Genomic DNA, 16,534 nt, shown 5'->3' with positions numbered 1-16,534 from the left:
TTTTCTTACAAAACCATCACATAATAGCCATTTACGAACAACACTTCAATGGAATTAGAAGCCACCACCAATTTGGAAATCAAATGGTTTTTTCCTATCAAGATCTGTTGCATTAATTGCATGAGCCAAACTCAACTTCAACGGTCCCATCGGTGAAAGCCAAGAAATACCTATACCGTAGGAAGCTTTTACACCGCCTCTAAATGCCGCGCCTTCATCGTATACGTTACCTGCATCGCTAAACACGAACCAACGCAAGGAACGGTCATTGGCTGATCCTGGGAATGGGAATTGTAATTCAGCATTTAAAATCAAACGCGATGCACCACCGGTTGAGTCACCGGTAACAGGATCTTTACTACCCAAAGAAGATGTTTCAAAGCCACGCACAGAACCGATACCGCCCGCATACCAGTTTTTAAAGATAGGGAAAGGATTCCCGTTAAAACCACGTCCGTAATCAATCTCACCATTTAATGCCAAGGTGGCGAAATTGCTAAAAAATGGCTGGAAATATTGCCGTTGATAAACAGTTCGCATGTATTTCATATCGCCCAACAATGCCACTTCCAAATTAGCGCGTTGGTAACTACCAATACTTGGTGTTAAAGCACTGTCACGACTATCACGTTGCCAAGCCATGGTCATTGGGAAAGCGAATGTTTTTGCAACTCCTGGCACCTCATCAATATACGATGGAGCACCAGTAATAGGGTTTTCTGGCACATAGAAAATTTGACCATTACCGTAATCAGTCACATATTTTTGATAACGATAAGGGCTACCTGTCTTGGTTTCTACTTTAGTGTTTTCAACACCCAAACCAAAATAAATGGTATCAAGCTCAGTAAACGGCACACCAAACTTCACATCAGAACCGATGGTTCGCACGTTATAGCCACCGAAACTGCCGATCGGTGCAGTATTGGTACGCAGATACACTTCCTCACTGCGGCTAATGCCGTCATCCGTTAAATACGGCTCATAGCGCGACAAAGCCACTGTACGGTTAATTTGGCTGGTATTAACGCTAATACCTATCGTGTCACCGCTACCAAAGGCATTGCTTTTTGATAAACCGCCGGAAATTGTGAAATGCTCAGCTTGTGAGTAACCAGCACCCAAGGTGAAGTTACCAGTCGGATTTTCAACCACATTCAAATTAACGTCAATTTGATCCGTGCTGCCTGCCACTTCAGGGGTTTCAATAGTGACTTCTTTAAAATAACCCAATCTATCAACGCGGTCGCGTGACAATTTGATTTTTTGGCCGTCGTACCACGAACCTTCAAATTGCCGGAATTCGCGTCGAATAACTTCGTCACGCGTGGTGGTATTACCAGCGAAACCAATTTTACGTACATAGACGCGCTTACCAGGATCCAAGAAGATCGTAAATGCAACTTCTTTCTTTTCTCTGTCCACGTCAGGGTTAGCATTCACATTCGCAAATGCATAACCGAAATTACCCATGCGATCAGTAATCTTCTTGGTACTTTCAGTCAATTTCGCTGCAGAATAGGTTTCGCCAGATTTTAAGGTGAGCAATGATTTAAATTCTGCATCACGTCCAAAAGTTTCGCCTTCTAGTCGGATATCGGTGACGGTGTATTGCTCACCCTCAGTTAAATTAATTGTTATATAAATATCTTTTTTATCAGGGGTAATCGATATCTGCGTCGAATCCACATTCATCTCGATATAACCACGATTTTGATAAAACGATTTTAATGACTCTAAATCGCCAGAGAGTTTTTGTTTTGAATATTGATCAGCCTTGCTATACCAGGTAAACCAACCAGGAGTACGCAGGGCAATATTGTCTTGCAATTCTTTATCGCTAAACGCTTTGTTACCGATAAAACTAATTTTTTTAATCCGGGCAACTTCACCCTCATCCACCACAAAATTAATATTGACGCGATTCCGCTCAATTGGCGTAACCGTGGTAGTGACTTGCACGCCATACAAACCGCGTGATAAATACTGGCGCTTCAACTCTTGCTCGGCACGATCAACCGAAGCTTTATCAAAAATACGGCCCTCACCAACGCCAATTTCTTTTAACGCTTTAATCAATACGTCTTTTTCAAACTCTTTCATCCCGGTAAACTCAACCAACCCAACCGACGGACGCTCTTCCAGCACAATGACTAAAACATTGCCTTGCGCTTCAATTTGAACGTCTTTAAAAAATCCGGTTGCGTACAGTGATTTAATCGCTGCAATACTTTTTTCATCTGTAAAGGTATCTCCTACCCGAACTGGCAGATAACTAAAAATGGTACCGGCCTCGGTTCTTTGAGCACCCTCAACACGAATATCTTTGACTACAAATGGCTGAATAGCCAAAGCAGAACCACTGCTTAGTGCAAAAGCGGCAATAGCAACCAAACGACGCGGGAAATTAGGCAGGGGAAAATACGCAGAATGTAATTTCATTGGCAATGAGTTCTTTAACAGTATTCTTATTAAGTAAAGCAAAAAATATGACAACGTCGGCAATAGGCTGGCGCTATTTTGAAACTTAGTTGAAACTAGGTTGGCAGCAATCTCACAATATCGTTAAAGAAGGCGACAAACATTAATATCATCAAAATAGCTAGTCCAGCCCGCTGGGCCATTTCCCAAAAACGTGTTGAAACTGGTCGTCCAGTTAAAACTTCCAGCGAATAATACAACAAATGTCCGCCATCTAATACAGGTATGGGTAGTAAATTCATCACTCCGAGGCTAATACTAATGAAAGCTAGGAAATTTACGTAGCTGATCCAGCCAATTTTGGCAGTCTGCCCGGCATAATCGGCAATGGTCAGCGGTCCGGTAATATTTTTAAGCGAAACTTCGCCAAGCACCATTTTCCCTATCATTTTCAAGGTCAAAACACTGGTGCTCCAAGTACGCTGGGAGGCTTTTTGAATCGCAGCGAAGAGTGATTCCTGATGATCAAGCACCTCGGGTGTAGAGCGAACTTCCACATTCAGCTTGCCAATTAGCTGCCCATTCACGGTGACTGCCTCGGGAGTGGCTGTGAACTCGAGTATGGCGCCAGATCTGCTGACCTTGAGTTGAAGTAATTTATTCGGGGAGGCTCGAACCGTTTCGATTAAATCCAAACTATCAAAAATCACTTTGCCGTCAATCTCAGTAACAATATCGTCTTTTTGAAGGCCTGCGCGCATTGCTGGGCCATCTGGCACCACCTGACCTAATTGCGCCTTGGAGAGCGCTAAACTCAATCCTAACGCACTCAAAAAATCCGTTTCTAAATCTTGCGGTGATAAGCCGTCTAAGCTTAATGTCACTTGACGGGTTGATCCGTCCGAAACCAGCGTTAATGTGGCCGCCTGCTTATCTACCGCTTGTTGCAGCAATTCCCAGCGTAATTCAGACCAAAACTGTATCGGCTTACTATTTACCGCAGTAACTAGCTCATCACCGCGTATTCCTGCCTGATAAGCCTGGGTGGATGGTGCTGGATGGCGTAACTTGGCAATGGGCTCGGGCATACCCACCATGTACAGAATTGAAAACAAAAAAATCGCCAGGATAAAGTTAGCCAAAGGGCCAGCGGCGACAATAGCAATGCGTTTCCAAACTGATTGACGGGTAAATTCCCGGGCCAAATCAGCCGGGGCAATTTCGCCCAGTTCTTGTTCACGCGAGTCCAGCATTTTGACGTAACCGCCCAGCGGTAGCGCCGAAATCACCCATTCGGTCTGGTCTGGGCCAAACCGACGAGAAAACAAAACCTTGCCCATTCCAAGCGAGAACCGCAGCACTTTGACATTACAAAGTCGTGCGACCCAATAATGTCCCAATTCATGAAACACAATTAATGTGCAAAGAGCAAAGAGGAAGGCTAGCGCCGTATGAATGAAACTCATATCAATACGATGCAATAAAGTGCATAGCTGCTTCACGCGCCAATGCGTCTTGCTCCATCACACCATCTAAATCGATCACTGGGCTATTCGCAATTTTATTCATGACACTGGTAATTAATTCTGGGATCATCAAAAAGCCAATTTTTTTATCGAGAAACGCTTGGACAGCAACTTCATTGGCCGCGTTCATTATGGCTGGTGCAGTATCACCAGCACGTAAGGCATCGAACGCAATCGCTAAACAAGGGAATCTGGAAAAGTCAGGCTTTTCAAATTGAAGTTGAGCAATTTTTGTGATATCGAGCTGGGGCACACCGGACGTTATCCGCTCTGGGTAAGCTAATCCATAAGCAATTGGCGTACGCATATCTGGATTACCCAATTGCGCCAACATGGAACCATCAACGTACGAGACCATTGAGTGAATCACACTTTGAGGATGTATAACCACTTCAATTTGGTCAACCGGCACAGCAAATAACCAGTGTGCCTCTATGACTTCCAGCCCCTTATTCATCATGGTGGCTGAGTCTATCGAAATTTTCTTGCCCATCACCCAATTCGGATGAGCAATAGCCTGCTCGGGAGTAACATCGTGTAAGGTATTAATCGGTCTATGTAAAAAAGGTCCGCCTGATGCGGTCAACAAAATTTTTGCAATGCCCTGCTGGGCAGAGTCAAGATTAAAATCATGCGGCAGGCACTGAAAAATAGCGTTGTGTTCGCTGTCGATAGGCAACAGGGTTGCGCCATTTTCCCGCACGGCATCCATGAATAATTGCCCGGACATTACCAGCGCTTCTTTATTCGCCAACAGCACTTTTTTGCCAGCCTTTGCTGCCGCCATGGTTGGCGCCAACCCAGCCGCACCAACAATCGCGGCCATCACCACATCGCATTCACGCGCCACATCGCACAATGCAGCTTCACCAAATAACACGTTGATATTCAGGTCATAAGGCGCCAATATGGCCTTCAATGCGTCAGCCGCGTCAACGCTGCCAACAACGGCAAACTTGGGCTTAAATTGCACACACTGTTTGGCAAGCTCATTCACGCGACTGTGCGCGGTCAAGGCAACTACTTGGTAGCGATCTGAATGCCGGGAAATTACATCTAAAGTGGACACCCCAATAGAACCGGTTGATCCTAAAATAGTGATTGTTTGCTTCATGATTTGCTTGTTATCTCAACCAAAATTTCAATTAATATTGCCATCGGCAAAACAGAAATCAACGCATCAATTCTATCCAAAACTCCGCCATGACCCGGCAATAAATTACTACTGTCTTTTATCTGTGCACGGCGTTTTAATTGCGACTCAACCAAATCACCAACCACACTTAAGGCAGTCAATAAACTTAATACCAAACATAAACCCAGCCAACCCCAATGATGTTGCAGGGTGACGGAAAAACTATCTGAGAAAAATGGAATTTGAGTGCTGATTGCGCCAAGCGCGACTACACAAACCCAACCGCCAATTGCGCCTTCCCAGGATTTTCCTGGTGAAATAGTTGGCGCCAACTTGCGTTTACCAAATGCTTTGCCTGAGAAATACGCCCCAATATCGGCCACCCAAACGATGACCAACACCGATAACAAATAACTTGTTGAATGGCGCTGAAAAATAAGAATTGCTAAAAAACAGGCCAGTATCGAGATCAGGTATAGCGTGCTAAATATGCGGTTTGAAGCACTGGCTTGCGGAGGCAAACCAAATTTTAATGAGGGAATAAATTTAGCTATCCAAGCTGCAATGCCTAGCGCCCAAACAGGGAAAAATTGCGCCGTATTTCCCATGAACGCCAGCCAAATAAATATACCGGTCCAAACGATGGTTGCGGGAATAAGCAGGCGATGTCCGAATAGACGCAGACTTTCCCAGCAGGCCGCACAAAAAAATAGGGCACAAAGAATATTTATCGCTAATGGAGCGCCAAAAAATAAAACCGGCAACAATACTGCCAACAGCACCGCTGCTGTGAGAATGCGGGTTTTTAACATTAAGGGGCTTTCTTAGACTCGAGCAATTGCTCACTGGTGCGACCAAACCGTCGTTCGCGATGTTGATAGGATTGAATGGCCGCCGTTAATTCAGTACGTCCAAAATCGGGCCAATAGGTATCGGTAAAATACAGCTCTGTGTAAGCGAGTTGCCACAATAGGAAGTTAGATACGCGTTTTTCACCGCCGGTACGAATAAACAGGTCAGGTTCTGGCGCATATGCCATCGATAGATATGGGGCCAGGTGATGCTCTTCGATCTGGGTAATTTCCGGCTGTGCCGCAAGCAATTTATTCATCGCCTGGACGATATCCCAACGGCCGCCGTAGTTTGCACAAATCGTGACCGTCAGACGTTTATTGTTCGCGGTTTTAGATTCCGCGTCGCGAATTTTTTCCTGCAAAGCTTCACTAAAGCGGGATAAATCTCCAACCACTTTTAAGCAAATGTCATTAGCATGTAGTCGATTAACTTCACGCTCTAACGCCGTCATAAACAAGCGCATGAGTATCGACACTTCTTCTTCCGGCCTACGCCAGTTTTCAGAACTAAAAGCAAACAGCGTTAAATAGTCAATGCCTTGCTCTATGCATGCTTCGACCATGGTACGAACAGCATCTACGCCTTTTGAATGTCCGGCAACACGTGGCATAAACCGCTGCGTCGCCCAACGACCATTACCATCCATAATGATGGCAACGTGTTTGGGTACAGCACCCACTTTGGGAATAGTTTGAGTAGAACTTAATTCAGGCATGTCGAAGCAATTCAAAATATAAAAACTGAGCACTACCTAGCAACAGGTAGTGCTGATTCCAATTCAAAGCGCTATTCAAAGCGCCATTCAAAGTGGTGAATTGTTAACGTTATACCGTCAACAGTTCTTTTTCTTTCTCAGAAACCATTTTATCCACGTCCAACACGAATTTATCCGTCAATTTTTGGACATCATCTTGCGCACGACGCTCATCATCTTCCGAACACTCTTTGTCTTTCAACATTTTTTTGAATGCTTCATTGGCGTCACGGCGAATATTACGGACGGCAATTTTGGCATCTTCACCTTCCGTCTTAACCAACTTAACAAACTCTTTACGACGCTCTTCAGTGAGCGGCGGTGTTGGAACGCGAATCATGTCACCTTGGGTGGATGGATTTAAACCCAAATCGGAATCACGGATCGCTTTTTCAACCACAGCCACCATTTTCTTTTCCCAAGGCTGAACACCAATAGTGCGTGCATCGATCAGCGTCACATTGGCAACTTGGGTTAATTGGGTTGGGTTTCCATAATAATCAACTTGAACATGATCCAAAATACCTGTGTGCGCCCGACCAGTGCGTACTTTTGCCAAATCGGCCCGGAGGGCTTCAAGTGACTTTTGCATTCTTAGTTCAGTGTTTTTTCTAACATCAACAACTGCCATGCGAATCTCCTACATCAAAATAAAATAATTAAACATGCACTAACGTACCTTCATCTTCACCCATAATGACGCGTTTCAATGCGCCGGGCTTTACGATAGAAAATACTTTAATAGGCAAATTACGGTCACGACATAAAGCAAATGCCGTTGCATCCATCACTTGCAATTGACGTGACAACGCCTCATCAAAACTAATGGTGCTATAGCGAACTGCATTGCTGTCCTTATTAGGATCAGCAGAATACACGCCATCTACCTTAGTAGCCTTTAATACGATTTCTGCGCCGATTTCCGCGCCACGTAACGCTGCAGCAGTATCCGTCGTAAAAAATGGATTACCGGTACCGGCAGCAAAGACAACGACTTTACCTTCTTCTAAATACTGTAACGCTTTTGGTCGAACGTAAGGCTCCACCACCTGATCAATTGCAATAGCCGACATGACGCGTGCCGTTATTCCTGCCTGGCGCATTGCATCGGCAAGTGCCAGGGAATTCATAACGGTTGCTAACATCCCCATGTAATCAGCGGTTGCACGATCCATTCCTTCGGCGCCAGGAGCCACACCGCGGAAAATATTACCGCCGCCAATAACGATGGCCAACTCAATTCCTAACGCTTTAATTTCTGCCACATCAGCGACCATGCGCTCTATTGTGGCGCGATTAATGCCATAAGCATCATCACCCATTAAAGCTTCACCAGAAAGTTTCAGTAGTACGCGTTTATAAGCTGATTTTTTCAACATTTTTTCTCCACTGTTTTTATCTGACTGTCTGGTTGCTGTACTTCTACACAGCGCTTCTGCACAGCATTTCTACACACTACTTCTGCGCGCTACTTCAACTGCATTCCTGCAAACTTTGGCGAAAATGGACATTTCCCGTAAAAGTTACATTCTATATCTTGTTACATCATAAGCATTAAAAAAAACGGGCCCAACGGCCCGCCTAGCTTACTTCACAGATGAATCAAAACAACTGAGCAGAATAACTGACCAAAGATGCTTTGCATCTTGATCTGCCTTACCTCTATTGGTCAGTGTCAAATTCATCTGATTACTCCCTGTCGATACTTTATGCCTTTTGAGCGGCAGCTACTTGAGCAGCAACTTCAGCAGCGAAGTCATCTTGTTTCTTCTCAATGCCTTCACCAACCACATACATCTGGAATGCTTTAACAGTTGAGGCTTCTGCTTTTAACATTTGCTCAACAGTTTGCTTGTCGCTCTTAACGAATGGTTGATTCAACAAAGAAACTTCTTTTAAGAATTTCTGTACTGAGCCTTCAATCATTTTTGCGGCGATATCAGCAGGCTTGCCTGATTCAGCAGCTTTCAATGTCGCTACTGAACGTTCTTTTTCGATCAATTCAGCAGGAACTTGCTCTATTGACAAAGAAACTGGCTTCATTGCAGCGATGTGCATAGCAACGTCTTTACCAACTTGTTCATTTGCGCCATCAAAATCAACGATAACGCCGATACGTGTACCGTGCAGATATGTGCTGATTTTAGAAGTTGACTCAAAACGCACAAAACGACGGATCGACATGTTTTCGCCGATACGGCCGATTAATGTAGTACGCAAACCTTCAACGGTAGACTCGCCCAATGGCAATGCAGACAAAGCTGCTACGTCAGCCGGGTTGTGTTCAGCAACCAATTTAACGCAGGCATTTGCCAACGCTAAGAATTCATCATTTTTAGTAACAAAGTCGGTTTCGCAGTTAATTTCAATTAACGCGCCAACATTGCCAGCAACATATGCTGCAATAACACCTTCAGCTGTAACGCGTGAAGCTGCTTTAGAAGCTTTACCGCCCAATTTAACGCGTAAAATTTCTTCAGCGCGTTCCATGTTACCTTCGGCTTCAGTCAATGCTTTTTTACATTCCATCATAGGCGCATCTGTTTTTGCGCGCAATTCACCTACCATCGCTGCTGTAATCGCTGCCATGTTTCTCTCCTGGTTCACTATGCCCAATACGGGCGTATCAAAATAAATATCACAATAAGCGTCTTAAAAAAAAGGGGCTAAACTGCCCCTTTTTCATAAAGTCATCTTAGCGATAACTTCTATATTTAAAACTTAAGCTTGTTCGTTATTAACTTCAACGAAGTCATCGCCACCAGCTTTAACCAATTCAACAACTTCATTCAACGCATTTGCACGGCCTTCGAGGATTGCATCTGCAACGCCGCGAGCATACAAAGCGATTGCTTTAGATGAATCATCGTTACCTGGAATGATGAATTGAACGCCGTCTGGTGAATGGTTGGTATCAACCACGCCGATAACTGGAATACCTAATTTAGCTGCTTCAGTGATAGCACCTTTGTGGTAGCCAACGTCTACAACAAAAATTGCATCAGGAACGCCGCCCATGTCTTTAATGCCGCCAATTGCTTTTTGCAATTTGGTCATTTCGCGATCAAACATCAAGGCTTCTTTTTTGCTCAACTTCTCAACTGTACCCTCTTGAACTTGCGCTTCCATGTCTTTCAAGCGTTTGATCGAAGTTTTAACAGTTTTGAAGTTAGTCAGCATACCGCCCAACCAACGTTGATCAACAAACGGCATACCAGCGCGTTGCGCTTCGGAAGCGATCAATTCGCGTGCTTGACGTTTTGTGCCAACCATCAAAATAGTGCCGCGATTAGCGGAAGTTTGACGGATGAATTTCATTGCTTCTTGGTACAAACCTAAGGTTTTTTCCAAGTTAATGATGTGAATTTTGTTGCGGTGACCGAAGATGAACGGAGCCATCTTTGGATTCCAGAAACGAGTTTGGTGACCAAAATGGACACCGGCTTCCAACATTTCGCGCATTGTTACTGACATAATTTTCTCCAGGGTTTGGTCTGGAATCCAATCAGTGACTCAATACTGAGCACCCTTTTTAGATCGGATTCGCGATTTCAAATTTACAACTCATTTGCGAACTTATTTACTTACATAAGCACCACTTCATGAGTCAGGGCAGGATTTTACACCAAGACCACTCATTAATTCAAGCTAAACCTACATTGCCACGCACTTCATCCTTGGTTCCACCCTACTTTCCACCCTATTTCGCCAAACGGTTGTAACTATAACCAAAAATTAAGGCAGTTATTGCTATGATCATTTGCGTTGTTATCGAGATGCTATTTGCTACCGCATTAAACCCAGCCACATCGATTATGGGCACATTCGATACTTGGGTCGCAACATATAGCCAAAATAAGAATAGAGCTAAAAATGTGCGGGAAGAGCGCGAAGTACGCCCTAACAGACTAGCTAACGCGCTCAAACTAAATAGCCCAACCAACAAAGCACAAGCTAACAATGGTGCATGAAATGCTAAACGCAATGCAATAGAAATAGTAAATAACAAGCCCAGCATGAATGTTGCAACTAATTGTCGAAGATAACGCTGCTTAGCTCCACCAGCAACAACGCCAGTCATGTCTTCACATCCGGTCATGTAATCGCGAGTGCTGATGTCACTAACTAAAATACCCCAGTAGGCAAGCGCTGCCAGCAACACGCTAGGTAACATGGTCAAATTAACGAAAATGGAACTCAACAGCACAAGGATCAAAGCGAGAATGGCGGCAGGAGAACTGGTTAAGGTCAGCGCAACATCAGCCAAAGCCTGCCCCAAAATGCCTGGCAAACGTGCCGCCATCGGAAACAATGGCTGTACCAACCCTGATAAAGGACGCAAAACCTGATTCAGTACCGCAATAGGCGAACGCCGCTCACGGGCATGACTCACCTTGACCTTATCTGGAGAATAGCGATGAAACAGAAAAAATGAGGGTAATAAAATTAAGCTGGCAACTGCCGCCGATGCAAAGCGCATTAACAACATCGGACCAGACCATAAATCATTAGTAAGAGTAACTGGTACCAGTTTAGGATCAAAGGATGCGTAACCCATTGAAATATTGGAAGTGTGTAAATACGCGAACAAACTTTGCATAGTCATCACAATTCCAGAAAAATCAAATAACATTATGCTCGTTATTTGATGAGTAGCATTAGCTTCAGAACTACCTAAGATTGAAATTTGCGCAATCCACAAAAAGAAATAAATGACATCGCCGAGCTTCCCCATCAATGGCGCAATACCATCAAATAAAACCGCACAGCTCACGCTAAAAAAAATCAATGGCAGCAAGATGACACCGTAAGTTTCAAGGTAAACAAATACATTAATCGCCCCTACCCCACGAAACAAATGGCAAGCCATAATACTGAGCATAAATGCGCCGGCTAACACCACCAAATACCCGACCCCACCCAACCAGCGACACAATAAAAACAGAGCATTACTAATCGTACTTGATGCGATCACACCACTTGCACCGCTACGCACATCTTCGCTAATACGTCCACGCACTAAATAAAAACCTGCCAAACCAAATACCAGACTAAACATCGTTGCACTGCCTAACGCTAAAGCTGAGCTGGTATAGAGTACTTTTGCATTTTGAACCGCAATGAAGGTATTACCACTGCTTTGATCCGCTAACATCAACCAGGCGAGCGCGGCAACGAGCAATAAAGTAACCAACGTGCTTAGGCGGCGCAGTCTCAAGCGCGCCTCCGTCAATATAAGTATCTTGATAGTAGTAGCATTCATGCTAGCGCCACCTGCTTTGTAAGTTGTTGCGCCATTAAAGCTTCTTCCAAACTTGGCTCTGCCAGCACCGCATCAAAGCATGGCTGATGCGGATGGGCGATACGCACGACCATTGAATTCCCCAACCTTTGCGCATTAAGTACGTGCACTTTACTGCGCAGCTGTTCGTAATATTGGCTGTCAATTTCCGCTGTCCAAATTTGCCCCTGCGCTTGCTCCAAAATAGTTTCAGGTGTTTCAAATGCCAGCAATTTCCCGGAACGCATCACGGCTAGCTGTGTGGCGATACTTTCTACATCCGACACGATATGGGTAGACATAATCACCAGTTTACTAAAGCCTAATTCCGAGAGCAAATTGCGAAAGCGCATGCGCTCTGCCGGATCTAAACCTGCGGTTGGTTCATCAACAATTAATATATCCGGATCATTGATGAGTGCCTGGGCAATCCCCAAACGACGTCGCATACCGCCGGAAAATGAAGCGGCCGGACGTTTGGCATGCTCATGCAGATTAACCAGTTCCAGCAAATAACGTATCCGCTCAGGATCATTACAGCCTTTTAAGGCAGCAAAGTACTGCATGAATTCGAGCGCACTCAGATTAGGATAAATACCAAAATCTTGTGGTAAATAGCCCAATCGTGGGCGGATCAGCTTTGGCTTTTTAGTAATATCCTGCCCATCAAGTAGTATCTGCCCGCTAGTCGGAACAGTGAGTGTGGCGATCATTTGCATCAGCGTGGTCTTGCCGGCACCGTTATGCCCGATCAAGCCGACCACCCCATGCGTCAGATTGAGCGAGACATCGTCCACTGCGACGAGGTTTTTACCAAAGCGTTTAACTACATGACGAAGTTCTAACATTTCTTACCCCTTACAGTAATAAGCCATCAAGATGATCAATGACTGAACTGTATTGGAAGCGGCTTTAAGAGCGGCCCTGAATCCGACGGATTGCAAATTTAGTGGTGTAGATTGCAAATTTATAGGGAATTGATGAAAAAATAGAATGGCGTTACGGACTGGCTTTTCATTAATTTAGCGCCAGATTTAGGCGGATTCAAAGTCCAGCCGGTTGCAAATCGTCTATAATTTCGGTCTATATTTAATTATTGGCCGCCACATCGTCACCGCCGCAGGTCAAACTTACCCCCTCAATTGCACCACTAACTTATCAGGCAACATCATGAGCGCTATTACAATCAAAACTGCAGAAGACATTCAAGGTATGCGTATAGCAGGCCGTTTAGGTTCTGAAGTTCTTGATTACATCACCCCCTATGTCAAGGTTGGCGTAACAACCGGCGAACTTGACCGCTTATGCCATGAATATATGGTGAACGTGCAAGGCACGATTCCTGCGCCGTTAAATTACTGCCCGCCTGGTTACACGCCTTATCCAAAAGCAATTTGCACCTCGGTCAACGATGTGGTCTGCCACGGGATTCCTGGCGATAAAGTATTGAAAAGCGGCGATGTAGTGAATCTAGACATTACCGTGATTAAAGATGGCTATCACGGCGACACTAGCCGCATGTTTTTTGTCGGTGAGCCGTCAATTATGGCGAAACGCCTTTCAGCGATTACGTTTGAATGCATGTGGCTGGGCATCTCTAAAATCAAACCGGGTAATCATTTAGGTGATATCGGTTTCATTATTCAGCAATACGCAGAAAAAGCCGGTTACAGCGTAGTCCGGGAATTTTGCGGACATGGCATTGGTAAAATTTTCCATGAAGAGCCGCAGATTCTGCATTATGGTCGCCCAGGAACTCTGGCTGAAATGTTGCCGGGGATGATATTTACCGTCGAACCGATGATTAACTCCGGACGCAAGGAAATTCGTGAAATGCCGGACGGCTGGACAATTAAAACCCGCGACCGCAGCTTGTCAGCACAATGGGAACACACTGTGTTAGTGACCGAAACCGGCTATGAAGTACTCACCGCATCAGCTGGAATGCCACCTCCTCCTGAATTTATATCGGCAAAATCTTAAGCAAAGTCACTATGCAACCCTTAGCGCAAAAGCTAAAGGAACAATTAAAGGCTCGCCATCAGCTAATTACTGCCGCATTTTCACAAAACCAGAAAAAACCGGAGGCGCTGTTACATGACATTTGCCACAGTGTCGATACAGCGCTCATCGAGCTTTGGCAGGCATTAGCGTTACCCAATGACGTTAGCTTAATTGGCGTTGGCGGTTATGGCCGAGGCGAGTTGTTTCCTTATTCCGATGTTGATGTACTGGTTCTGTTGCCGCATGCAGCAGATGATGCGTTACGGGTAAAACTTGAATTATTAGTGCAACAATTTTGGGATTTGGGCTTAGAAATCGGCCATAGCATCCGCACGATTGATGAATGCCTGCAAGAATCAAAAGCGGACATTACCGTTCAAACCAGTCTGCTAGAAGCACGGCTGGTCACCGGGAGCCGCAAATCATTCCGAGCTCTGCGCGAGCACTACAATGCCGCGATGAATCCACAAGCCTTTTTTCAGGCAAAAACACTGGAATTACGCCAGCGCCATGTCAAGTTTGAAGACACCCCATATAGCCTGGAACCGAACTGCAAAGAAAGCCCCGGCGGGTTACGCGACTTACAGGTTATTTTGTGGATATCCAAAGCCGCAAAACTAGGCAATTCATGGTCTGAATTAGCCGCACGTGGTTTGATCACCGGCCCGGAAGCGCGCCAGTTAAGACGTAATGAACGCGCATTCAAAGACATTCGGATACGCCTGCACATCTTCGCCAAACGACGTGAAGACCGCTTGGTTTTTGACGTACAAACACCAATAGCGGAAACCTTTGGCTTCGTCGCCACGCCTACCCGTCGTTCCAGCGAATATTTAATGCAGCGCTATTATTGGGCAGCCAAAGCGGTCACCCAATTAAACACGATTTTGCTGCAAAATATTGAAGCGCAACTGTTTATCTCCACCTCAAAACCGCACGCTATTAATGCCGATTTCAATGAAATCAATGGTTTTATTGAACCGGTTGATCCACAGTTATTTGAACATCGCCCCTCGGCCATGCTGGAGCTTTATTTATTACTGTCGCAGCAGACCGAACTCAAAGGCATGTCCGCGCCAACCATGCGCGCGCTTTGGCATGCCCGCTTCAAAATCAATAGCAAATTTAGACGCGACCCGATCAATCACGACTTGTTTTTACAAATTCTGCAAGCTCCACAAGGAGTAACCCACGCTTTACGCGGCATGAATCAGATGAGTATATTGGGCCGCTATTTACCGAATTTCCGTCGTATTATCGGGCAGATGCAGCACGATTTATTTCATGTGTATACCGTTGACCAGCATATCTTGATGGTGGTGCGGAATTTGCGGCGTTTTACGATGCCGGAGCATGCACATGAATATCCATTTTGCAGTCAGTTAATCGCCAACTTCCCGCAGCACTGGGTGCTGTATGTGGCCGCGCTGTTCCATGATATTGCCAAGGGTCGCAATGGTGATCACTCCCATTTAGGCGGAGAAGATGCCAGACGATTTTGCCGCCAACATGGCATGGCAAAAGATAAAACCGAGCTGGTGGTATTTTTGGTTGAGCATCATTTATTAATGTCGCAAGTCGCGCAAAAACAAGATTTATCCGATCCTGAAGTGATTCAACACTTTGCCAAGGTTGTCAAAGACGAGCGCCATCTGACCGCTTTATATCTACTGACCGTTTCCGATATTCGCGGTACCAGTCCTAAAGTGTGGAATGCGTGGAAAGGCAAATTGCTGGAAGATTTATACCACCTCACTTTACGTGCTTTAGGTGGTGAAATCCCATCACCGGACCGGGAACTCAAAAACCGTCAAGACGAAGCATTAAAGAATTTACGACTGTATGGCTTACCAGAAAACGCGCACGCCGAATTATGGAAGCAGCTGGACGTCGTTTATTTTTTACGTAACGATGCCAGCGACATTGTGTGGCAAACGCGGGTATTTTATGACAAGGTCAATAGCGAAAAACCGGCAGTAAAATGCCGCACCGCACCGATCGGCGAAGGTTTGCAAGTGGCCGTCTACATCAAAGACCAGCCTGATCTATTTGCCCGTATTTGCAGTTATTTCGATGCCAAGAGCTTTAGCATTTTGGACGCCAAAATCCACACCACGCAACATGATTACGCACTAGATACTTTTTTAATTTCCGCGTCCGCGTTTTCTAAAAATTATCGCGACATCATCAATTTAGTGGAGCACGAATTGACGAAATTATTAAGCTCGCAAACCGCATTGCCGGTACCAAGCAAAGGCCGCTTATCACGCTTATCGCGTACTTTCCCCATTACGCCCACCGTTGGTTTATTGCCGGATGAACGCGGCCAATACTATTTGCTTTCCGTCACTGCCAATGACCGCAATGGCTTGTTGTATTCGATTGCAAAAGTACTCGCCAAATATAAAATCAACCTGCATACCGCTAAAATTATGACGCTCGGTGAACGGGTCGAAGACGTTTTCTTAATTGATGGCGCAGCCCTGCAAAATTCACGTACGCAAATCCAGTTGGAAACGGATTTGCTGGATGCTCTCACAATTTAACTGCGACTCATC

At 45.1% G+C, this 16,534-nt stretch carries 13 protein-coding genes; 2 read left to right on the top strand and 11 right to left on the bottom strand.

The genetic code is table 11. The annotated features are described in order from the left end of the window. Positions 1–54 precede the first annotated feature (54 nt). The 11 genes from bamA to S2091_RS15245 all read right to left on the bottom strand — a co-directional run bounded on the left by bamA (position 55) and on the right by S2091_RS15245 (position 12,820). The gene (gene bamA / locus S2091_RS15295) at positions 55–2,442 is read right to left on the bottom strand and encodes an outer membrane protein assembly factor BamA (RefSeq protein ID WP_105532819.1); all 2,388 of its coding nucleotides are present in this window, start codon (positions 2,440–2,442) and stop codon (positions 55–57) included. Between the two features lie 95 nt (positions 2,443–2,537). Next, positions 2,538–3,887: an RIP metalloprotease RseP gene (gene rseP / locus S2091_RS15290; protein WP_105532818.1), complete on the bottom strand. Its 1,350-nt coding sequence runs from the start codon at positions 3,885–3,887 to the stop codon at positions 2,538–2,540. A 1-nt stretch (position 3,888) separates the two neighbouring features. After that, positions 3,889–5,061 carry a 1-deoxy-D-xylulose-5-phosphate reductoisomerase gene (ispC, locus tag S2091_RS15285; protein ID WP_105532817.1) on the bottom strand — a complete coding sequence of 391 codons (1,173 nt, stop codon included), beginning with the start codon at positions 5,059–5,061 and terminating at the stop codon, positions 3,889–3,891. Continuing rightward, entirely contained in the window at positions 5,058–5,894 is an 837-nt protein-coding gene (locus S2091_RS15280) for a phosphatidate cytidylyltransferase (protein ID WP_105532816.1), read from the bottom strand. The genes ispC and S2091_RS15280 overlap by 4 nt, the downstream gene beginning before the upstream one ends. Further along, positions 5,894–6,652 carry a polyprenyl diphosphate synthase gene (gene uppS / locus S2091_RS15275; RefSeq protein WP_105532815.1) on the bottom strand — a complete coding sequence of 253 codons (759 nt, stop codon included), beginning with the start codon at positions 6,650–6,652 and terminating at the stop codon, positions 5,894–5,896. The genes S2091_RS15280 and uppS overlap by 1 nt, the downstream gene beginning before the upstream one ends. Positions 6,653–6,761: 109 nt before the next feature. Continuing rightward, entirely contained in the window at positions 6,762–7,322 is a 561-nt protein-coding gene (gene frr / locus S2091_RS15270; RefSeq protein ID WP_105532814.1) for a ribosome recycling factor, read from the bottom strand. Between the two features lie 28 nt (positions 7,323–7,350). Further along, the gene (pyrH, locus tag S2091_RS15265; protein ID WP_165795001.1) at positions 7,351–8,070 is read right to left on the bottom strand and encodes a UMP kinase; all 720 of its coding nucleotides are present in this window, start codon (positions 8,068–8,070) and stop codon (positions 7,351–7,353) included. Between the two features lie 328 nt (positions 8,071–8,398). After that, positions 8,399–9,280, bottom strand: a complete 882-nt coding sequence (tsf, locus tag S2091_RS15260; RefSeq protein WP_105532813.1) for a translation elongation factor Ts — start codon at positions 9,278–9,280, stop codon at positions 8,399–8,401. Positions 9,281–9,412: 132 nt separating this feature from the next. Beyond that, on the bottom strand, positions 9,413–10,165 hold the full coding sequence (rpsB, locus tag S2091_RS15255) for a 30S ribosomal protein S2 (RefSeq protein ID WP_105532812.1): 753 nt from the start codon (positions 10,163–10,165) through the stop codon (positions 9,413–9,415). 226 nt (positions 10,166–10,391) lie between these two features. Beyond that, the gene (locus S2091_RS15250) at positions 10,392–11,954 is read right to left on the bottom strand and encodes a hypothetical protein (RefSeq protein ID WP_105532811.1); all 1,563 of its coding nucleotides are present in this window, start codon (positions 11,952–11,954) and stop codon (positions 10,392–10,394) included. Further along, positions 11,951–12,820, bottom strand: coding sequence for an ABC transporter ATP-binding protein (locus S2091_RS15245; RefSeq protein ID WP_105532810.1), 870 nt, complete (start codon positions 12,818–12,820; stop codon positions 11,951–11,953). The genes S2091_RS15250 and S2091_RS15245 overlap by 4 nt, the downstream gene beginning before the upstream one ends. 322 nt (positions 12,821–13,142) lie before the next feature. Between S2091_RS15245 and map the strand changes: the two genes are divergently transcribed. Beyond that, the gene (map, locus tag S2091_RS15240; protein ID WP_105532809.1) at positions 13,143–13,955 is read left to right on the top strand and encodes a type I methionyl aminopeptidase; all 813 of its coding nucleotides are present in this window, start codon (positions 13,143–13,145) and stop codon (positions 13,953–13,955) included. An 11-nt stretch (positions 13,956–13,966) separates the two neighbouring features. Then, on the top strand, positions 13,967–16,522 hold the full coding sequence (locus tag S2091_RS15235) for a [protein-PII] uridylyltransferase (protein ID WP_105532808.1): 2,556 nt from the start codon (positions 13,967–13,969) through the stop codon (positions 16,520–16,522). The last annotated feature ends 12 nt before the right edge of the window (positions 16,523–16,534 follow it).

The sequence above is a fragment of the Solimicrobium silvestre genome, assembly GCF_002976435.1.
GTDB lineage: Bacteria > Pseudomonadota > Gammaproteobacteria > Burkholderiales > Burkholderiaceae_D > Solimicrobium > Solimicrobium silvestre.
The sequence above is the reverse complement of the archived record's forward strand: the minus strand, read 5'-3'. Positions and strand labels throughout refer to the sequence as shown.